The organism is Bacillus sp. 2205SS5-2, assembly GCF_037024155.1.
GTDB lineage: Bacteria > Bacillota > Bacilli > Bacillales > Bacillaceae_K > Bacillus_CI.
This window is the reverse complement of record NZ_JAYKTS010000003.1, coordinates 99632-121661: the sequence shown is the minus strand read 5'-3', so window position 1 is coordinate 121661 and position 22030 is coordinate 99632. Positions and strand designations below refer to the sequence as shown.

The following is a 22030-nucleotide window of genomic DNA, read 5'->3' as shown; positions in this document are numbered from 1 at the left end:
AATAGACGAAATGATGCCCGAAATAAAGCTATTTCATTGATGATCAACTGATTCGAAAAGCCACAAACTTTGCAAAAACAGCCTTTCGTAAACATTGTTGCTCCTGAGACAAAGAATTATGCGGTACTTTTCATTTATCACAAACCTTGTTCCCTCACTAACAGCGAACATGTAACGATCTTGATTCACTTAAACTTTGAATATGACTAGCAACAAAGCTTACGAAAAAAAACCTAAAGAAAAGAGACCGTCATTGTGCCGGTCTCCTCTAGTCTTATTCTTCTCCGAAGTATTTCTTCAGCGGAGACCAATAGTTTTCTTCCCAACCCTTTTTTAGGTGCTCTGCTTGTCCTTCTGGAAAACCAATATGATCAAATACTAATAACGTGCTTGAATCTTGTTTCTTCAATTCGAATTTCACTAATGAATAAACACCTTGCTCCCAGTTCCCCGGACGCCATGCTTGTACAATACGTTCATTTTGAACAAGCTCAATGTTTCTACCTGTAATCATCCCCCCGAATAAAGAGAATGATCCTCCGTCTTCTGCTTGAATGTCTGTTGGTGCTCCTCCTGTTACTTCACTGAATTGCGTGGATTCTGTTAGGGCTGCATATAGTTTTTCCGGTGTTGCTTGAAAGATAACTTCTTCATGAATAGTAATTGTCATTTTTGTTGCTCCTCTGTATTTTTTATTTTGTTGACCATGGATCTTCCCCAATATTGTCTCCTTGCGATAAACGTTGCAGTCGGTCCATATAATGGGTCCAGCCGTTAGAATTGGAAGTCAGTTTTTCGCTTGGAATGTTGTAATGAGTTAATTGCAGCAAGGTTCCCTTCTTCAAGGGGCTCAACAAGAACTCCACGGTACTGGAGCCAGGTGGCATAAGCTCTGATTTTTCCCACCCCCACGTCATCACAATTTTTTCGTTCTGAATAATTTCTTTGTACTCCCCTAAGGCAATGTTCTCCCCGTCAATATCGATCCGGTATTTTCCAGATACCTTAGGTTCGAGTAAGATCTGTCGCCCGATCCAGCGAACCATTTTATTTGGATCGATAAAAAAGGAGAAAAGCGTATCGGGACTACATTCAATAAATATTTCTTTTCTTAACGGTTCACTGGTCATGCTTTTTCCTTTCCTCCTCTTCAGCTACTTCCTTTAATCGAAGCAGACTGTCCTCCCAGAATTGGTCAATGAAGTCTTTTAATTCAGTAAAACCTTCCCTCCTAATTCTGTAAATGCGCTTCGTGCCATCTTTGCGGACATCCACTAATCCTGAGCTTTCAAGCACCTTCAAATGTTGTGAAATCGCAGGTGCTGAAATGCTAAAATGAGACGCAATTTCACTTGATGTTAGCTCCCCATCACGTAAAATCTGTAAAATGGTGAGACGTGTCGGTACCGACAATGAATGTATGGTTTGAATGATCATGTCACTATTGTAGCTTACACTTAATTAAGTGTCAACTTAATTAAAGAAATTCCTTTGTCAAATTTTTACCATAAATTACTTTGGCACACGTTTAATATGACCTCAAAATATGAAACTTATGAGTTACGACTAGAGTAAAAAGAAACGTATTTCTTGCACGGAAATGAGTCCCTATTTGAATTACAAAACGATAAGTCGTACACCATTTAGTACGAGACTTAGTAGTGCAATTAGCAGTCAAATACCATTAAGACAACAAATTCAATAACAAAAAAACGCCTAGGTTTGTCATTCCTTAGGCGCTTCTCTATTCACCATATCCTTAAATAACGGAATTCCCGCATACAAAACAACCTACCCGTATCCAGTTGTTCTTAAGTTGGTGCATGTATATTTTTCGGATTTTATTGCCAGTATGAATCATGAATTGGAAGAAACAAGTTTTCCTGTGTATTTCTAACAATTGATAAATGTTCGACATTGTAATGACCATAAAGAGTATTGTTATGATGCTTTATTATTTGTTCTGCACTTCTTACATCATTGTCCGTTGTAGAATGTCCTTCACAGACTAATGTTACATCCAAACCGCTAATAAGTTATTTACTGTTTGGATTGGAAATTTGTACTTATTGCTTTCTCTAAATAGGTTTTTCAATCCTCAATTTTGCCTACTTGTCACAACGTGGAAATCAAAGTCCACCTCAAAAAAAGGTTAGAGACTGCCACTCCATGATTTCCTATCACACTGTATTTAAATAATCTTTATACACCGAAATCTTCTTCTCTAACATCTCATTTGTAGCATGTAAATTTTCCATTTGCTGTTGAATGGTTTGTTGATGGTTTTCAAGTAGTTTTAGTCGTTCTAAGGTGGTTTTTTCGCCTTGTTTGACGTATTTTGTGTATTCTTTTATTTGTGCAATCGGCATCTGAGTCTCTTTTAATTTTAGAACGAACCGTAGCCATTTTATTTGTGTTTCGTCATAAATTCTTTCTCCATTATGATTCCGTTGAGGAAAAAGAATCGCTTCTTTTTCATAATATCGTAATGTATGAACACTCACATTAAACACGCTTGCAACTTCGCCGATGGATTTCATCAATTCTCACCTCCGAGTGGTTATTACTTGACCTAGAGTAAACTCTATCCATTATACTCATACTAGAAATCTATTTTCGTATACATTGTGGCTTTTCGCATTAAGTCAAACATCTCAATAAAGATAGACTTAGGAGATCTCTTAGAATCAATTTCACACCCGATGAACTACATTTACGGGGATTTCCATTCACATTTATTTGCTGCAGCCACAGTATACGAAAACAGCCTACTAGAAAGAAAAATTCAATGGTTTATCCATTTAGGAGGAAAACAAATGAAGTATACGGTTATCACAGGTGCTAGTTCTGGAATTGGATACGAAGCCGCTTTTGCTTTTGCCGGCCGCGGGAAAAACATAATTGTTGTCGCTAGAAGAGAAGAAAAGCTAGCAGAATTAAAGAAGGACCTTCAGCAAAAATACCCAGCTGTGAATGTTGTGATTAAGACGTCGGATTTATCCATTTCAGAAAATCTTCACTCTCTCTATAACTCATTGAAAGAATATGACATCGAAACTTGGGTCAATAATGCTGGTTTTGGAAACTTCGATTCAGTTGGTGAACAGAATCTGTCTAAGATCGAAACAATGCTTCATTTGAACATTGAAGCATTAACAGTTCTTTCTTCCCTTTACGTACGCGACTATTCTTCGGTGGAAGGTACTCAATTAATCAACGTTTCTTCAGCTGGTGGTTACACTATTGTTGCTGATGCGGTCACCTATTGTGCCACAAAATTTTATGTCAGTGCTTTCACTGAAGGTCTGGCTCAAGAACTACTAGGAAAAGGAGCAAAATTACAGGCAAAAGTATTGGCTCCTGCTGCAACAGAAACCGAGTTTGCCCAACGTTCGATGGATATGGACTCGTTCCAATATGAAGGGGCTGTTCCGCAATTTCACACCGCCAAAGAAATGGCCAATTACATGCTTGAGCTCTATGATAGTGAAAAAATTGTTGGCATTGTCAACGGACAAACATACGAGTTCTCACTTCGAGATCCACTTTATCCTTATGCCGATCGTAATCAGAAGTAAATATGTGTAAAAAATCCTGTCTCCCACTGCGTTGAATCATTTGTGCTGAGGGAGGCAGGCTTTTTAAAAGTTTCAGTTTTCGACAGTTAGTTAACTGTCTAGCTCCATGCACCCCGTGCTGTTCATATGTAGTATTGATTGTAGAGCATTAGTTATTTTTTCATCTGGCAGTCGCAGTTTTTCATGAATTTTCAGAAGTACAATATTCATTCTCTTTCATTCAAAATTTCGATAAATTGGGGCAATCCTTTCTCCAAAAGAAGATCAAAAACCTTCATCATATCTTCCACATCATTATCATTCACTTCTAATAAATATTGCAGGACCACTCCGTCTACCGCTCCAAGCAACCAGGATGTTAGCGCTGAATTCAATGGCGTACCTTGTAGCCCATAAATTGTTGTCAAAATCTGCTCAATTCTCTGATTCCATTCCTTGTATTTTTCATGAAATTTCTCCTGCAGTTCCTTGTTTCCAAGTATAATCTCGTGAGCAAAATGATATTGCAATCGATTCTCTGTCTCTTTCTTTAATCTTTCCTCCGTGCTATTGAATATTTCCTGGATCACTCTCTCTTTTTCTACTTCATGATGACCGAGCTCTTTCGCGATTCGAGTGGAAGCGGATAGGCTTTCATCAAGAACATCATATAAAACATCATCTTTGTTTTTATAATAATGATAGATGGCCCCTGTACTCATTCCGGCTTCCTCCGCGATTGCTCTTAATGTGGCACCATTGGAACCTTGTTGACTAATCACTCTTCTTGCTGCAGCCAATATCTTCGTTTTTCCGTCCACTTTCATTATGATCCTCCTTATTTGTTCACTAGCATCATACCATACGCAAACTGTCACATAAATTCCATAACTTTGTGAAACATTGAGCATTGACTACCTGGTAAAATAGGACTATACTAAAAACATAACGAACGTTCGGTTTTTCATTAATTGAAAAGAGGGTGTAGTAATGACTATTTTTCCTTATGTTTTATCCATGCCGATCTATTTTGGTTTATTGCTTGCAATCATCGCTTTTTTTCGAAAACATTACAAACTTTCAGCTTATTTTTGGATAGCTTCTTTACTTACCTTTCCGCTATGGATTATTGGGGGTGTCGATGGTTGGTTCCGCTGGGTCAAAATCTTAAGTGTACTCATTCCAACGATTATCGTCGGATTCTCTCGTATTGCTGTTTATGAGGATCGGAAAGGGAAGATATGGGACTTTTTAAAACGAGAAGAATTCTTATGGTTCTTTTATGGAATCCTTTTTTTAAACATCTTAGAAGCGACAATTAAAGATGCTACAATGGGTAATTATTTTAATGCAGCTGTTGGATTCCTGCTTTGTGTGACGATCCCTTTTGCACCAAAATTTTGGAAGTTCACCACATCATCTGCGTATGGAGACTTGATCGCCAATACAACAGCTTCTTGGAACTTTTTGTACACTTCTTGGAACGCCTGCTTTGTATATGCAGAGTCCCCAACATATTTCGCTAGTTCACTCTGTATTTTACTAGCAGCTGAAATTTACCCGATTATTAAAAGACGACCTGAATTATATATCACAGCTCGAATTTACACATTAGCTGCTCATTTATTGCTAAGAGCTAGCTTTGATGTTTTCCCACAAGTGATGGACTCTTCTGCTTGGTTCAATCCAGAGGTGCTTAAAGTGTGGGGCATTATCAACTTCGTCTTAATTGTCCCTTACGTCTTCTGGCATATGTGGCAATTACACAGCAATAAAGCAAATGTTAGCTTTAGACGTTTGAAATCTGCCTAATAAAAAAGCCTGACGGTCTTCGTTTATCCAACGATTCGTGTCAGGCTTTTTTTATCTAATCTCATTCACAAACAAGTACTTGGCGAATAAATCTTCCTTTGCTGACCTCACACCGATCGGTAATCTTCAGCCCAGCCTTTTCCACAATCGAGTCAATTTCTTCTAACGTTACGATCACGACTCTTTCGGCAAAAGCTTGGGCGCTTTGTAGCATCGTAAGTTGTTCTTCCGCTGAGACAACTGAACATAAATTATAGGGCATATCAATAATCGCTGCATCGAAATGGCCTGTGACGTCGTTAATATCCTTCAACGTTACTTCACCTTCTAAATCAAAATAGGCTAGATTTTCTTTTACACCTTGAATAATCAACGGATTGCGATCACTTCCGACCAAATCCATTCCCATCGACAGCGCCTCCACTACCACTGTTCCAATTCCACAGCAAGGGTCTATCAGTTTCATCCCCTTTGGATTAGGGGCAGCAATATTTGCGACAGCTCTGGCTACACGAGTGCTTAAAGAAGTCGAATAGCTATGTGGCTTTCGTTGATGGTGCAGCCAAACCGCTTGATTTTTCACATAGTTTCCAAATACCCAACGCCCATGCATATTCACTATTCCATACATGATATCTGGGTGAGTTAAATTAGCTTCCCCTTTTATGTTCATACCAACTTCTTTTTCAAGTCGACGCCGTTCTCTAAAGCCTACTTTCTCAGACGTTGTTAAATTAGGATGGTTCAAATAGACTAGCTTGAAGCTTGTACTTACTTCATCTAGCTCTTTAATTTTAGTAACTAACTCTTCTAATCCATTCCCTTCGCAAATAACATCTAGCCTTTCACGAATAAATGGACTACGGCTTGGGTCGATTTCCACCGAGCTTTCTAGAATATTAGACTCTGCGCTCCTACCAAACAATGCCCTTTGTTCTAAAGCACATAAAGAAGCTTCATTTTCTTCCCATGTATAATTGTACAAAAAAGATTTCATTTCATTTTTCTGCTCTGTCACTACTGTCCACTCCAATTGATGTTCAAAATACGCAAGGAGCTCTTTTTCAGCGACAAGTCAATGGCACCTGGCGCAAGACGGCTGTCAAACCGTAACAATCTTTGTCGCTGTCCGTTTAATCCTGTCTGCCCTACGATATTATTTTATTATACCTTATATAGCAAACTGACAATTCTATTTTAATCTCAAACGCCTATTGAAGATATATATTGGTTTCCTAGCGTAAGGTGACATTAACATAGGAGTTGGAGAAGATATCGGTACATGTGTATATTCCTTTGAAAATGGTGCATACCCGAAAAGTCGGGCGCAAACTCTTGAAAGTTGTGCATTTCCCTTAAGTTGTGCACAAACTCTTGAAAGTCGTGCATTTCCCTTAAGTTGTGCACAAACCCAAAAAGTTGTGCATTTCCCCACTAGCTTTTCTTATAATTCCAATATCTCTTTAATATCCGCTTCGGTTAAGCGCGTTTTAGTCTGATCGCCTTGGTCAATGACGGATTCGATTAATTCCTTTTTGGTTTGCTGCAGTTCATATATTTTTTCTTCAATTGTGCCCTGGGTGATTAATCGGATGACTTGGACAACATTCTTCTGCCCCATTCGATGGGCACGCCCTGCTGCCTGTTCTTCAACCGCTGGATTCCACCATAGATCATATAAGATAACCGTATCCGCTCCGGTTAAATTCAAACCTGTATTTCCTGCCTTCAAGGAAATCAAGAAAATATCAGCTTCCCCCTCGTTAAAGCGATCAACCAATTGAACTCGCTCCTTTGAAGGCGTTTGTCCATCTAGATAAAAACAGGATAATCCAACTTCTTCTAACGAATTGCGAATTAAGCTCAGCATACTGGTGAATTGAGAGAAAATCAGCATTCTCCTTCCGTTTTCTCTTGCATTTTCTACCACCTCAATAAGCTGCTGTAGCTTCCCCGAACCGCCATGATAATCTTCTAAAAACAAGGAAGGATGACAACATAATTGCCGAAGTCTTGTTAAACCGGCAAGGATTTTTATCCGACTTTTTTGAAACCCTTCTCCTTGAATAGCATCCTGTGTTTCTGTTTTGATTTTATTTAAATAGGCAAGATACAGCTCCTTTTGCTTTTTGGAGAGCTCAGAAACTTGGACAGACTCGATTTTATCGGGCAATTCAGTTAAGACATCTTTTTTCATGCGCCGCAATAAGAAGGGATGAATCATTTTGGCAAGCTTTTCTGGTGGTAACTGGCGAAACGCCTTTTGATTTGGGAAGAAATCTGGAATGATTGTCTGCATTATCGACCACAGCTCATCCACCGAATTTTCAATGGGTGTTCCACTTAAAGCAAAACGTGTGCCCGCTTTTATTTCTCTGACGGCCTTGGCTGTTTTCGTTGCATAATTTTTGACTGCCTGCGCCTCATCTAAAATTAATGTCTGAAACTCATGCTTTCCGTATTCTTCAATATCTTGTCGCAAGGTTGGATAGGAGGTAATCCAAACATCCGCCTGATTCGAAGCATTCAGCTTTTCCATCCGTTCTTGCGGTGAGCCAATCATCACTTCAGAACGTAGGGTTGGAGAAAATTTCTCTAGTTCATTTTTCCAATTATAGACGAGCGAGGCAGGTGCGATAATCAGAGCAGGCTTGCTATCTTCACTCCTCTCTTTCTCTGCTAAAAGGAGGGCGATGCTTTGCAAGGTTTTTCCTAAGCCCATATCATCTGCGAGTATTCCCCCTAATCGATAGTAATGAAGCGTACTTAACCATTGAAATCCATAGTTCTGATAATCTCGAAGCTCTGCTCGCAGGGTGTCAGGAACGTCAAAGTCCAACTCTTCAGGGTTTTTCATCCGCTTAAGAAGCTGACGAAACTGTTTTCCAAATTTGGCCTGACTCCCTCTATCGACCATTTCCCCTAGTTGCATTCCTCTATAGAGCGGAAGTCGCAAGGAAGCTTGGTTTAGTTGCGATGGCTTTAGATTGAATTCATCAAACAGATGGTGGATCTTTTGGAACTCTTCTGATTCAAGTGAAACAAATACTCCGCTCGGTAATCGATAATATTTCTTTTTCTCCACCACATCACTAAGGATGCTGCGAATATCCTCTTGCTCTATGCCTTCCATCGTGAAACGGACGTCCAACCAATTTCCTGAGGAGTCTACATCAATATTTGTAACAGGTGACTGCTGTTTTGGCAGAAGAAATGATTTCACTTTCTCCGTTAAGAATATATCTACTTTGTCTTCTAACTTAGGAAGAATGCTATATAAAAATGAAAAAATATCCTCCTCGCCTTCTAAGTAGATTAACTGTCCATTGGATTTCAGAGAGCTCGATTCAATGATATTCATAATGACGTTTTCCGTCTCGGTATCTCTCATTATTATCGGGGCGTCCGCTGACTTCATAACTCCGTGTTGAAAAGGATTTATCGTAACTTCACCATATTGATAGTCCAAGTCCACCTTCAAAACATCATCGATGAAATCAACATACATTTTCGCATGTAACGGTTTATTCAAAATTTTGCTTGAAATACTATCAGCAATCTTAAGCTCCCCAACCTCATTAATAATTGGGGCAACATACGACAGCATCGGCTCAATTTGATCATGACTAATCGGAATTACTGGATTATTTGAATACTGGATGATCTTCATCAACTCTTGGAACAAGGTTTGTTGAGTGGCTGAAAGTTTATAAAGATCATTCTTCTTGACAGCATAGCCATATAGCTCAAGATATTCAACGTCCAAAAAATCTCCTATATTCAGTTGAAATGTATTTCTATATCGATTTCCTTTTTCTAGTAGCATTGTAAACGGATACTCATCTGGATAGAAATTTAATTTTTGAAAAAAGTCTCGATCATTTTGAAATTGCACTTGTCTTTCGGCTAGTTTTTCCAATAATTGATCCGCAATAAGGGGAGCGATTTTCATTGAACGCCCTTCGACAGAGTAATTAGTCGAATAATAGGAAGATTGCATATGATGATACATCTCTTCAAATTTGATTGACTCTTGTAGCAAATCAATCATGTCTTGATCCTCTTTCGTGAATGAAAATTCGGTAGGATCATAGGTGAAATTTTTTGTAAAAGGATACTGGATTTTCTGTTTGATCGCCGCAAGGAACTCTTTAATATTTTTTACTACATAGGTTCGCTTATGTCCCACCTTCATTTCGATGGATAGAAATTGTTTACTATGAATATAATGCGTATTCTTTTGACAGCTCCACTCTACTTGCAATAGTTTTTTTTCAAAGAGATCCGCTGAAGAAATAGTCTCCTCCTGATATTCTGCAAATCTATGGATAAACTGATTCGTCAGGTTTTTTAATATAGGAGATTGTTTCACTCCCATTTGCTTAGTTGATTCGTCTTCTGCTATTTTCTTTTGTTCTCTAGTACTAGGGATACTCACACTCTTAGATTCCTTTTCTTGTAATTCGAGAAATGCTGCGACTACATGCTTACATTCTTGATCGTAGCGGTCAAAGGCAGGACAGTTACACTCAAATTCAAAACCCTTCTCATTTTCGGAAATGATAACCTGATATTGTCTCGTTCCCCTTACTTTAGCGTACCAAGCTTCCCGAATTTGATTGTAAACTATCTCCTTTACCCGTCCTTGTCTATAGTAGTTATTCCCTTTCCTGTAATTGGCTGAAGTGAACAGGCTTTTCGCTTCCATCCTAGCTGATGTACTAACCATCATTCTCCTCCGTTCTTGTTTTTCTCGGTAAATAAATGCTCTTTAGCGAATGTAATTTCTCCATGTATCTATTTTATCTTGAAGTACAAAAATATGCTATGTTACTAGAATGGTCAGGAAATATTGTTTTTAATCAAGGAGGGAGGTATGTGTTTTTTCACATGAGGAATAGGTGGAGCTTAGTAACTATTTCTGAAATATTAAGAAAAAAGCCTATCCCCCTCACACTAATGAATGAGTATGAGAGGAGACAGGCTATCTGTATGATCAAGCTTGTAAATATTCAGTATACCTATAGTTTTACAGCAAATGCTTCATAAGGACTTAAGGTTACACTCTCAAAATCCACTGAGCTTCTCTGATAATTTTGCACAATAATCTCATCTTTTACGCCTATTTCAGGGAGACTGATCTCATGTACATCTTCACTAAAATTAGTTACGATCAGCCACTTTTCCTGATTATATGTTCGATAATAGGCAAAAACTTGTTTAGGTGTTTCTGTTACAAGTTCAAAGGATCCCCACACGATTATTTGGTTATCTTTACGCAACTGAATCAACTTTTGGTAGGTATAGAAGATAGAATTTGGATCTCCCAAACTAGTTTTCACGTTAATGTCTTTATAGTTTTCATTCACATGTAGCCAAGGTGTTCCAGAAGTAAAACCACCATATTCCGTATCATCCCATTGCATAGGAGTACGAGCGTTGTCTCGACCTTTTACATTGATCGAATGAATGATGTCTTCTACAGGGTATCCTTCTGCTAATCGCTCATGATACATGTTAACACTCTCAATATCTTCTACCTCATCAATACTAGAAATAGGACAATTGGTCATCCCAATTTCTTCGCCTTGATAAATATACGGCGTTCCTTTCATTAAATGAAGGAGAATCGCAAACATTTTTGCACTTTCAACTCGAAAGTCTGAATCATTTCCCCAACGGGATACGATTCGAGGAAGGTCATGATTATTCCAAAATAAGCTATTCCACCCTCGATTATCTAGGGATGTTTGCCATTTTGTCAGTACTTCCTTTAATTCATTGATTTCTAGCACTTTTAGATCCCATTTTTCTTTTCCTGGCTGCTGATCTAGACCTACATGCTCAAACTGAAACACCATTGATAATTCTTTACGAGCAGGATCCGAATACAGCTTGGCAATCTCAGGAGTGGCCCCCCATGTTTCACCCACGGTTAGCACATCATGGTTACCGAATGTTTCTGCATTCATTTCTTGAAGGTACTCATGCAGCTTTGGTCCATTTCCCGTAATCTCTTCGTCAGGGATTTTCCCAACTAGATCGATGACATCCATTCTAAATCCACCGATACCTTTATCTAACCAGAAGTTCATCATATCCCAAATTTCTTCGCGAACCTTTTTATTTTCCCAATTTAAATCTGGCTGTTTTTTACTAAATAAATGAAGATAATACTGCCCACTTGCTTCATCGTATTCCCAAGCCGATCCACTAAATGTTGATGGCAACCCATTAGGGGCTTTTCCATTTACCGGATCTCTCCAAATATAATAATCTCTGTACTCGTTGTCTTTTCCTTTTCTTGCTTCCATAAACCATTTATGTTCATCTGAAGTATGGTTAACGACCAAATCCATAACAATCTTAATATCCCGTTTTTTCGCTTCTTCAATTAACGCTTCCATATCATCCATAGTACCGAATTCATCCATGATATCTTCATAATCACTAATATCATATCCATTATCATCATTCGGCGATTTATAGACCGGGCTAAGCCATATGGAATTGATTCCTAGCTTTTCAAGATAGCCTAGTCGGCTAATAATCCCCTTGATATCTCCAATTCCGTCTCCGTTACTATCCTGGAAACTCCTTGGATAGATTTGATAGATTACAGCGGTCTGCCACCATTTTTGTTCCATTTCAAATACCTCGATTCCTAGAGAGTTTTTCATTCGTTATGTTCATATTTTAACCGACCATTGCGAGTTCATCCTTTAATTTCTACTTGATAGCACCTTTCGCTACGCCACTAATAATCCATTTTTGTGCAAAGATATATACAATAATCATCGGAGACAATGCCATCAAATATGAAGCAAATGCCAGATTATAATCCGTACTAAATTGGGATTGGAAAATGAATTGAACTAGCGGTAATGTCGCCATACTTTGGTCACTTAAAATGACTAATGGCAACATAAAATCATTCCATGCCCACAATGTAGTTAAAATCCCCACTGTTGCATTCATTGGGCTTAATAACGGAAAGATTACCTTCCAGAATACTTTCCAAGTGCTCGCTCCATCCATAATTGCAGCTTCTTCTAGCTCCTTCGGAATGGATTTAATGTATCCTACATAGATAAAGACATTAAAGGCCAGCCCATACACTATGTATAATAATATTAAGCCTACAAGATTATCTAAACCCCATGAGCTCGTTTGCTTCACAATTGGTAACATGATAATCGGAAAAGGAACGAACATCGCACTTACAAAGTAATAAAATAAAAGTTTGTATGCTTTCTTATGCATGTTTCGAGCAATCGCATAGGCAACCATTGAATTTGTTAATAATGTTAATGCTACAACAAACACTGTTATAAATAAGCTGTTTCCTAAAGCACTAAAAAATCCGGTCATTTCAATAGCATCTGCGAAATTCTGAAAACGGAATTCTTTCGGGAAAGCAATAAAGGATTCAGCCAATTCCTTAGGTGTTTTCAGGGCAATCGTAATGGTTAAATACAACGGAAATAATATAAGAAGAGTCCCTATTATTAGTAAGATCGTGACGATCCAATTCGCCTTTTTCCCTACCATTACATATCCACCTCTCTCTTTTGGAGTATTCTAATTTGGAATACAGAAATGGCTACAATGATGATAAAATACACAACTGCATTGGCTGATTGATAGGCAAATTCTCCACCTTCAAATCCACCTCTGTAGATTAGTATTGAAATAGATTCAGTGGCTCTACCTGGACCTCCACCTGTTAAAGAAATAATATGGTCGAATACCATTAAGAAATTCTTCATTGCGAGTACCATATTAATCGTGAAGAAAGGTGCGATTAGCGGAAAGGTAATCTTCCAAAATTTCTGCCAAAAATTCGCTCCATCAATACTTGCTGCTTCGTACACATCATCTGATATTGTCACAAGTCCGGCTAAATATAGAATTGTGTTAAAGGCTACTGCCTGCCAAACAGCAACAATCACTACTCCAATCCATGCTAAATCAGGATTTCCTAAAATATTCTTTGTTAAAAACTCAATCCCTAAAGCATCTGCAATATCCGGTAGAAAGTGAGCAAAGATAAAGTTAAAAATATAACCGACAATTAAGATACTTAAAATGTTTGGTAAAAAGTACACAGCTCTTAACGTTTTTCGAAATTTGATTCGAGAATTTAGTCCCATGGCAACCAATAAACTAAAAACATTTACTAAAATGGTCGATACAATCGCAAACTTAAATGTGAATAAATAGGCTTCAATTGCACGCTCATCCTTAAATACATTCAGATAGTTTTTCAGGCCCACAAAATTCCAATCACCATATCCTCGCCAGTCTGTAAAGCTATAGAAGACACCTTGTAAAGCAGGGTAAGTATGAAAAGTGAAAAAGAGGATTAGGGCGGGAATTGTCATTAAGATATAAGCTCTTTTTCTTGTATGCATCGCTCGCACTCCTTTGATTATATGGAATAAGGCATCGTAAATATCTGCCTTATTCCATCATGAATGTAGACCAAATTAACGGTTTTGAACCTTTTCCCACTCTTTGTCGATTTTCTCCAGGAAAGTGTCTGTTTTTTGATCGATTAAGAATTCTTGAATTAAATTGGCCGCTTGCATACCTGTTGGATAGTAGTGGTCTGGGAAACTAGTTAAACGTCCTTCCTCAAAATTCACTTTAATTCCTTCCATTGTTGGATCCTCCTGGTAAACTCCTTCGAGAGCTGAAAATGATTTTTGATCATTAATATATTTTTCAGCGTTTTCTTCTTCTATCATGAATTCAATAAATTTTATCGCTTCTTCAGAATGCTTTGTATCTTCACTCATCGTTAAAAGAACATCCACACCAGACACTAATTTATTCTGCTTCGAATCATTTGTTACAGGAAGGGCAAACACCCCTAAATCAATATCTGCGTTTGCATTTTTTATTTCTGGAATAGCCCAATTTCCTTGAAGGTAATAGACACTCTCACCCTTAGCAAATGCTGTATTCCCATCACCATATGCAACTCCAAAGTTATCTCCATGACCAAATTCAAGTAGGGTTAGCATTTTCTCAGCAACGTCTGGATAACTTTCTTTGAAGCTAGTTTCCCCTGAGTTCATTTTCGCTGCAAAATCTTCTGGTTGAATGTTCGCTGCAATTGAATTCCAAGGAATCATTCCAGTCCAAGCATCCTTTAATGTTAAGTAAATTGGTGTTTCACCAGCTTCTTCAATGGTTTCTAGTGAAGCTTTAAACTCGTCCCAAGTTGTGGGTACTTCTAATCCTAATTCAGCAAATTTATCTTTATTATAGATAACGGTATTTACATTTGTTGCGTAGGGAAGGCCGTATTGCCCCTCTTTCTCATCCCCCACTAAATTTCCTACCATCTCGAGGTAAGCTGGTTGAATCTTATCGATATATTCAGAATCAGAGAAATCGTTTAGAACGCCCGCTCGAGCGAGTTCTCCATATGTCGCGTTTCCACCGATAGATAATAAATCTGGCATATCATTTTTAGTTAACCTTGTTTTCAGCACAGTTTCTGCTTCTGGTGGCGTATTTAATTCAATATTTATTTCAGGATTTTGCTCTTCAAATTTTTCGATTAGTGCTTCATAAGTATCAATACTCTCCGATTTATTTGAGAATAATTCTAGCTTCGTTCTCCCATCATCTTCTCCACCACTACATCCTACTAGCAATGCTACACTTAACGTAACTGTGGCGACACCTGTTAACATTTTCTTCATTTTTATTCCTCCTAGTTAAACGTTTACTTAAAATTTTAATATATATAACACACTATTATTACTTATTATTAGCATGTTTGATCACTAAATCTATGATAAAAATCACATATTTACGAAAACGTTTACGTACACCCTTAAAAAAATTTATATTTTTTTTACTGTTTTTCTTTCGATTATCTCATGAACCATTATTCTACTTTCTACGGTTGCCTCATCTTTTAGCATTTGCAGAAGCATTTCACATGAGGTTTGTCCCATTCTAAACAGTGGCTGGGATACCGTTGTTAAGGGCGGATTGCTCATTATCGCTGTTTTTGTATTGTCGTAGCCAATAATTGAGAAGTCATCCGGTACTGTTAATCCTCGCTCATACGCTGCAGAGATCACACCCACTGCCAATTCGTCACTTGCTGCGAAAATAGCTGTAGCATTTAAGTTCTGATTAAATAACTCTTCAAATGCTTTTTTGCCATCTTCAAATAAAAATCCATCAGTGCAGAAAATATTAGCTTCATCAACTGGAATTGAATGCTCATCTAAGGCTTCTTTAAATCCCTCTACCCTTGGTCTACCTGCAATGGGATCGGCATAAGGACCGCTTATCATCACAATATCCTGATGTCCATTTTCAATCAAGTAATTTGTCGCACTATAGGCAGCGCGACGATCATCCACTTTAACATAAGGAATCGAATCCTTGAAGCTCTCAGTAGAAACGAGGACAATCGGAATATCCATCTTTTTCATTTCTTTAAGATACTCATCCTTTAAATACTCACTAGTAAAAATTAGACCATCAATCCGCTTTTCATTCAGCAGTTTCAAATACTTTGATGTCCGCTTTCCATGTGTATTGGTGTGAGAGATAAATACGCTTAAATTCTCCTTATGTGCAACGCTTTCAATACCACTCAAAATTTCAGAGGACAACATACTCGATAAATCAGGCACAAGTACTCCAATCGTCTGAGTTCGTTTATTTATCAGGCCTCTTGCTACTGCATTCGGCTGATATCCTAACTCCTCAATAACATCCAGAATCTTTTTCTTTGTCTTTTCTGAATATCCACCTTGGTTATTTATTACTCGAGAAACCGTAGCAATTGAACAATTGGCATGTTTAGCCACATCTTTGATTGTATAACTCAAACCTACATCACCTATTTCAGTAAACGTTTACGTAAATAATTACAAGATAAATATACCACTTTGTGAAAGCACTTTCAATATATTTTTTAATATATACAAACATCCCAGATTAAGATTTCATTATGCACTCTTACATCAAAACAGTAATGAAGAAGTAGCCAGTCACTTACTACTTTTTTGATATCATCTCCGCAACTCAGTTTAGAGTGACGGAGGGACCCCTGTGCTATTGACAAAAAACTAGAACTGAATATCAGGCATCTTTCGTTTGGATTTACAAGCAGCCTCTTGTCTTGTCTATTCCCATTCTTTTGTTGTGAGAGTTGGAGGAAATAATAGGAAACCATTTCTCCCCCGCTACCAATCCACCGTTTTCATTTACCGACAGATAGTATTGGGTACTAGTTAGCAATTTGTCTTTAAATTTTAGATAAATACATATAGAAAAGGTTACCAAACAAGAAGGAACAAAATGACAGCACGTTACGATACTGAAATAGAGATGAGGTGTCTAACCCTCTATCCCCGTAGGAGCAGAGGTTACGAAAAGAGCAAAAAGTTATACAACCCAAAAATTTTATGCCTATTCGGAAAGCCATAATTTTTTGCGAAAACAACCTATCTTTTTCAGATCAATTTATGGATTCTTGGATGTGGTTTCTAAAAAAGTGGGTAGTGAACAGTTGAAGTTTAAATCCCTGCATATTGTTATTATTTTTCTTTTTTTCTCTTCTTTCTCTTGCTTGTTTGCATGTCTCAATCGAAGTGAGTTCATATCCGATTCACGTAGAGAAGGAAAAATGGTATCTGCCTTGCTGTCAGGTTGTTTTTGAACAAATTTTACCTTGAGGCTAACCTTGAATTTCCATCCACAGCTCCTACTTCTCACATCCGTTTATTCCAACGTTGAATTTTTGAAATTGAGTATCCGTCCACTTTCCACTGAAACACCTCAAATTCTTCTGAAGCTTTCCAATTAACCCTATGTATTGCCATTCTTAAACGCAACATCCTCGTAACCACGTTATTCCATTTTTTCGTAAAAATTTCTAAAAAAGGATATTGCCCTCAAGATGATGAAACACTAACCCTTCACTATGTTTCTTTCGAGCGTTCTCCATCCATATATTAAATTCAAGTCCTATGATTTTTATATGGAGACTTTTGTCGGAAATGGATACTATCGATAAAAAATTTATATAAGTTAGTACTTGAGCCCATTTCGATTCAATAATAAATGGAAACACAAAAGTTACTTACATAAAAAATTACCCCTTACGCTAAATTACTAATTTGGCTTAAAGGGTTAAATCAAAACTCCAATGGTGTCGATTGCGATAAAGTAAGGAATTGACAGCTATTCTATTATTAAGTATGGCTCTTTTCGTATACATTGTGGCTATTTCATCTGATTTTTGACTAAATCCTCCTTTTCACTGTTGATTTCTATCAAAAACAGACGAAATGATGCCCGAATCAAAGCTATATCATAGATAATAAACTGCTACGAAAAGCCACAACCTTTGCGAAAACAGCCTTAAGTATTCAACTCTCATCAAAAGAACGGCCATATCACGCTTCAGCAGCCAACGCATCTGCTTTTGTCACATGCACCGTACCACGAGGGTGCTGAGGTGGAGCATAGATCGAGTACAACTTAATCGGGATTGTCCCCGTGTTAATCAGATTATGCCACTTGCCCGCTGGGATGACGATCGCAAAGTCTTCCTCTACTTCCCTCTCATAGTTTAATTGATCTTGCTCATCCCCCATTCGAACGACCCCTTTCCCTTGTTCAAGACGAAGGAACTGGTCGAGCTCAGGATGGATTTCTAACCCAATATCTTCTCCAGGTAAAATGCTCATTAAGGTAACCTGCAAGTGTTTTCCAGTCCATATAGCGGTGCGAAACGTATTATTCTGAACTGTAGCATCGTCAATATTCACTGTAAATGGGTTAGGTCCGTAGTCCATTCTGTCTGGAGCATCCCACCCTAACTCATTTAATCGTTTCGCATGCTTCCATTCATCCTTACAAGCATGCACGAGAACATCATACACAGATGAATTCCTTGTCTGTAGAGAACCGATTCTGAGCTGTTCATACCCGGCTATTCTTGTTTCATATCCCCTTTCCAACCCCTCTTGGTAAGACTGAAAAGGTACGCGCTCGGCTTGATAGGCTGGCTGGCTTCCTGTAAGCGAGGTGTACAACTGGGATAATTGCCACCAATGCCGTTGGTCGTCTTCTGCCATTTGAAAAATCTCTTTTTTGTGATGAACCGGTGCCACTTTGGCCAATCTGTGATAAAGATCGAAGGCTGTAACCTTTCCATTTATACTATTTTGCAGGACTTCGATTTCCTGTTGGTGATTTCCTTCGTTATTTCTCGTCAACTGATCTGGTGAATTTACTGTTTGATGAACATAGTATTGATTTGAATGATCATTAGGGGGGTTATACATTTTTTTCATTCCTTTCACGGCTTTACACGAAATTATCATATGCAGGATGTTAATGGATGTGTTTCTACCCGCTGAAAAGAGTTTATATTCGCAAGAGATAATCGTAAGTTTTATGTAAAAAAAGCCCAATGAGCTAACAAATGCTCGTTGGGTCTTTTAGCTGTGTATCAAGGACTCGCTATGGAAAAATTCCTGATTGCCTAGGAAGAAGAAAATCGTGAGCTGGAGTCTACGGGAATACACTTGGCAAGCTTCCTGTTTCCCGCCGCTTAAAATACACCAGTCTTAGATCCTTAAAGCATTAGACGTTTTTATTATGAAATAGGGACGGGGTACCTGCCCCCCCTACACAAAATACTTACTACTCTTCCCATTCTCGTCAATATAATCAATGACTGACTTTTTCGTTTTTAAATCAATGTACAACATACAGCTTTTCTCATTCTTATGCCACGAAAGGCGGACTTCATCCTTTGCTGAATCTAAGACTTTGAAATCGCCATTAAAGGCTTCGTACTCATTTCTAAATTTGATTAGTTTTAAAAGTCTTTGAACAACTTCTTTTCCGAGCGCTTGTTCGATTTCTTCGAGACTGAAGTTGTGGCGGTTAATTTCACGACCATCACCAGTTTCTTTTATCTTGCCAACGTCATTTTCTCCTGCAAGCAACCCGACATAATACACTTGCGGAACTCCTGGTGAAAAGAATTGAATCGCTCTGGCTGCTAGGTAAGCATCATCATCACAATTGAGCACAGAGTAGTAAGAGCATCGAATTTGATGAACATCAAATCCATCATCAGCTTTATGATCCTCCGATAAAATCAGACTAAGATTTGAACCTCTCTCTTCACAGACGTCTACTACTTTTCTTGCTTCTTTTGTGTTGATCAGATCATCTAAATCCGGCTTTACAGGAATCCCATCATGACAGTCTAGCATCGTAAACTGCTTTTCTGGTCGATCCTTTAAATAGTCACAAAGGGCTTCACTCGATTGATTGAGCAAAGTATCTAGTATTCTATAAGGTAAGATAAAATCATAAATCCAACAACCATGCTCTGCCAACTTGTATTGGATTGAATAATGAGAATGTACTTCAGGAAGCAATTCAATGTCTAATGAGTTGGCAAGTTCCATAATCCAATCGAGGAATTCATATACATCAGGTTCAACGAAAAAGCAGCTCGTCCCAAGTTTTTTAATCACATATCCTAATGCATCTAATCTCACTATCTTTACGTTTTGCTCTTTGAAATTCACAAAAAAGTCTGTGAACAACCCTCTTACCTTCTCTGAATTGATATCAAAATCAATTTGCTCGGAAGGATCCGTTTTTCCAAATGTTGTCCAGACCCGTTCTTCTTCCCCCGTTTCCTCTATTGTAAAAGTAGAGTATGGTAACGACCTGCGTAAGAACATCTTGTCAATATCCGTTTGAATTGGTTCACCGTCGTCCCATATTTTATCTAAGGTGATAAACAAATCTGCATACTCCGATTTTCTCCCTTTTTGCAAGAAATCTTGAAAATAAGGAGATTTTCTGGAAATATGATTGACCATCAAATCGACCAATATATCAAAGTTTTCACCGATCTTCCTAATATCTTCCCAAGTACCGAAATTCGGTTCAATTTCTAAATACGTTAATGGGGCAAATCCTCGATCTCCTGATGAAGGAAAAGGGGGTAAAATATGTACGCCGCCTTTGAAAATATCAGAAAAATGCTGCAAAAGTACTTGATTAAGAGTCTTCAAATCTCCGCCCATTGAATCGGGATACGTAATGAGTTGTACTTGATTTTTGACTGTCATCTCTTTTTATACCTCCTAGATACGATATAGTTGTTTTAGTTCTTCAAGCTTTGGCAAATCCACGACTGCACCGGTGAATTTCAATTTATAGGCACTTACAGCAAAACCTAAATTCAAGGCTTCTTTTATCGTATATCCTCTAATCAATGCTGAATAAAAACCTGACCAAAAAGCATCGCCAGCACCTGTCGTATCGACTACCTCAGTAGCTAGTGTGTTAAATCTCAGCGTCTCTCTTCCATTTGAAACGATTGCACCTTTTCTTCCTAAAGTAAGGATGACTAACTTCACACCTAACTTTAAAAATTTTTCTATTTGATTTTTATGGGTATCTTTTCCAAATATTCTTTCCGCATCATCTTCAGAAGGCTTTACAATATCAACCTTGCTGATGATTGATTTAATATATTCTATTCCATCTTCTCCCTTTTCCCAGGTCATCGGATGATAATTAGGGTCAAAGCAAAGGAGGATATTATTTTTCCTAGCTACTTCCAAAACTCTTTCCATCGTTTCACGAGCAGGCCTCCTCGATAGTGGCCAACAAGAAAAGTGAATAATTTTAGAGCGCTTTAAGTCTTCTTCCAGTCCTGAGTTGTATGCCAAGTGATAATCGGCTTCTCGATAAAAGATGGGAACGGGGCTATTCTGACTCTTTGTGACCAACACCATGCTTGTTGCATAATCCACCTGCTGAACACCTCGCGTATCGATGTTGGCACTACGTAAGTGATTGATTAAAAATTCTCCTAATCCATCTTTTCCTACAGCAGAAGCAACAAGAGACTTGGCTCCTAATTTTTTCACATTCATAGCAATATTTGACGGAGAACCACCAAAAAACTTTTTATAGTTCGTACACTCAAAATTTTCATCATACTCTTCTGATATCATATCAACTAAAAGCTCACCGACAGTAAAGACGTCATTCGTTTTGGGCGTAAACTCTATTTTTTTATCAAAATTAAGCATCTCACTTCATCCCCCAATATAATATAAGGATTTATCAATCGCTTACACGTCGAATATTACTATGGTGCAACATGTGTGTCAAACGTTTTCATAAAAATAATATTTCATTTATAAATAGTAAGGAAAATAACAAGAAAATTCAAAAATATTCGGTATCATCAGCAAAAATATACTTATTTTCTCCTTATAATTTCCATTTTATAAATAAAAATTATATGGTAAGGTTACCATAAATTATATATAAACCGAATGATTAAAAAGAATATAACTATATGAGCTATAATAACGATACTGTTAAACTTTCATGACTCATTCATTTAAGAAGGCTGTTTTCGCAAAGTATGTTGCTTTCGTATCGGTTTATTATCAATGAAATAGCATCCGAAAAGCGAAAGTGGCTGCCCAGCAGCGGCGGGCAAATGTTATCCAACGGAAAAGGTCCTGACCTTTGGAGTTGGATGTTATTTGTCCCATAGCTGCTAGCCACTCTAGCCACTGCAGCTGGATCACGAAAAGCGGAAGTGGCTGCCCAGGGACGGCAGG

At 37.9% G+C, this 22030-nt stretch carries 17 protein-coding genes and 1 pseudogene; 2 read left to right on the top strand and 16 right to left on the bottom strand.

Features of this window, described 5'->3' with window-relative positions:
* Window positions 1–274: 274 nt before the first annotated feature.
* The 5 genes and pseudogenes from U8D43_RS03025 to U8D43_RS03005 all read right to left on the bottom strand — a co-directional run bounded on the left by U8D43_RS03025 (window position 275) and on the right by U8D43_RS03005 (window position 2540).
* On the bottom strand, window positions 275–670 hold the full coding sequence (locus U8D43_RS03025) for an SRPBCC domain-containing protein (RefSeq protein ID WP_335869496.1): 396 nt from the start codon (window positions 668–670) through the stop codon (window positions 275–277).
* Between the two features lie 22 nt (window positions 671–692).
* On the bottom strand, window positions 693–1130 hold the full coding sequence (locus U8D43_RS03020) for an SRPBCC family protein (RefSeq protein WP_335869495.1): 438 nt from the start codon (window positions 1128–1130) through the stop codon (window positions 693–695).
* Complete coding sequence (locus tag U8D43_RS03015) at window positions 1120–1437, bottom strand: ArsR/SmtB family transcription factor (RefSeq protein WP_335869494.1); 318 nt, start codon at window positions 1435–1437, stop codon at window positions 1120–1122. The genes U8D43_RS03020 and U8D43_RS03015 overlap by 11 nt, the downstream gene beginning before the upstream one ends.
* A gap of 404 nt (window positions 1438–1841) precedes the next feature.
* Window positions 1842–2033: pseudogene (locus U8D43_RS03010) on the bottom strand (cysteine hydrolase); the annotation flags it as partial.
* Window positions 2034–2180: 147 nt separating this feature from the next.
* Window positions 2181–2540 carry a MerR family transcriptional regulator gene (locus U8D43_RS03005; protein WP_335869614.1) on the bottom strand — a complete coding sequence of 120 codons (360 nt, stop codon included), beginning with the start codon at window positions 2538–2540 and terminating at the stop codon, window positions 2181–2183.
* A gap of 276 nt (window positions 2541–2816) precedes the next feature.
* Between U8D43_RS03005 and U8D43_RS03000 the strand changes: the two genes are divergently transcribed.
* Window positions 2817–3578 carry an SDR family NAD(P)-dependent oxidoreductase gene (locus tag U8D43_RS03000; protein ID WP_335869493.1) on the top strand — a complete coding sequence of 254 codons (762 nt, stop codon included), beginning with the start codon at window positions 2817–2819 and terminating at the stop codon, window positions 3576–3578.
* A 206-nt stretch (window positions 3579–3784) separates the two neighbouring features.
* Here the strand turns inward: U8D43_RS03000 and U8D43_RS02995 are convergent, their stop codons facing one another.
* Window positions 3785–4384 carry a TetR/AcrR family transcriptional regulator gene (locus U8D43_RS02995; RefSeq protein ID WP_335869492.1) on the bottom strand — a complete coding sequence of 200 codons (600 nt, stop codon included), beginning with the start codon at window positions 4382–4384 and terminating at the stop codon, window positions 3785–3787.
* A 163-nt stretch (window positions 4385–4547) separates the two neighbouring features.
* On the opposite strand from U8D43_RS02995, the gene U8D43_RS02990 reads away from it, so the two are divergent.
* Window positions 4548–5369: a hypothetical protein gene (locus U8D43_RS02990; protein ID WP_335869491.1), complete on the top strand. Its 822-nt coding sequence runs from the start codon at window positions 4548–4550 to the stop codon at window positions 5367–5369.
* 61 nt (window positions 5370–5430) lie between these two features.
* Here U8D43_RS02990 and U8D43_RS02985 read toward each other — a convergent pair whose 3' ends face one another.
* The 10 genes from U8D43_RS02985 to U8D43_RS02940 form a co-directional block, all read right to left on the bottom strand.
* Window positions 5431–6366, bottom strand: a complete 936-nt coding sequence (locus U8D43_RS02985; RefSeq protein WP_335869613.1) for a TRM11 family SAM-dependent methyltransferase — start codon at window positions 6364–6366, stop codon at window positions 5431–5433.
* A gap of 447 nt (window positions 6367–6813) precedes the next feature.
* Window positions 6814–10098: an SNF2 helicase associated domain-containing protein gene (locus U8D43_RS02980; protein ID WP_335869490.1), complete on the bottom strand. Its 3285-nt coding sequence runs from the start codon at window positions 10096–10098 to the stop codon at window positions 6814–6816.
* Window positions 10099–10390: 292 nt separating this feature from the next.
* Window positions 10391–12016, bottom strand: a complete 1626-nt coding sequence (locus tag U8D43_RS02975) for a glycoside hydrolase family 13 protein (protein WP_335869489.1) — start codon at window positions 12014–12016, stop codon at window positions 10391–10393.
* Window positions 12017–12098: 82 nt separating this feature from the next.
* The gene (locus tag U8D43_RS02970) at window positions 12099–12920 is read right to left on the bottom strand and encodes a carbohydrate ABC transporter permease (RefSeq protein WP_335869488.1); all 822 of its coding nucleotides are present in this window, start codon (window positions 12918–12920) and stop codon (window positions 12099–12101) included.
* The gene (locus U8D43_RS02965) at window positions 12920–13783 is read right to left on the bottom strand and encodes a carbohydrate ABC transporter permease (protein ID WP_335869487.1); all 864 of its coding nucleotides are present in this window, start codon (window positions 13781–13783) and stop codon (window positions 12920–12922) included. Before U8D43_RS02965 ends, U8D43_RS02970 begins: the two co-directional genes overlap by 1 nt.
* A 75-nt stretch (window positions 13784–13858) precedes the next feature.
* On the bottom strand, window positions 13859–15085 hold the full coding sequence (locus tag U8D43_RS02960) for an ABC transporter substrate-binding protein (protein WP_335869486.1): 1227 nt from the start codon (window positions 15083–15085) through the stop codon (window positions 13859–13861).
* A 144-nt stretch (window positions 15086–15229) separates the two neighbouring features.
* A complete protein-coding gene (locus U8D43_RS02955; RefSeq protein WP_335869485.1) occupies window positions 15230–16234 on the bottom strand; it encodes a LacI family DNA-binding transcriptional regulator in 1005 nt (334 codons plus the stop codon).
* Between the two features lie 1572 nt (window positions 16235–17806).
* Window positions 17807–18700, bottom strand: coding sequence for a cupin domain-containing protein (locus U8D43_RS02950; RefSeq protein WP_335869483.1), 894 nt, complete (start codon window positions 18698–18700; stop codon window positions 17807–17809).
* Between the two features lie 345 nt (window positions 18701–19045).
* Window positions 19046–20515, bottom strand: a complete 1470-nt coding sequence (gtfA, locus tag U8D43_RS02945) for a sucrose phosphorylase (protein ID WP_335869482.1) — start codon at window positions 20513–20515, stop codon at window positions 19046–19048.
* A gap of 15 nt (window positions 20516–20530) precedes the next feature.
* Window positions 20531–21487, bottom strand: a complete 957-nt coding sequence (locus tag U8D43_RS02940) for a carbohydrate kinase family protein (RefSeq protein ID WP_335869481.1) — start codon at window positions 21485–21487, stop codon at window positions 20531–20533.
* Window positions 21488–22030 lie beyond the last annotated feature (543 nt).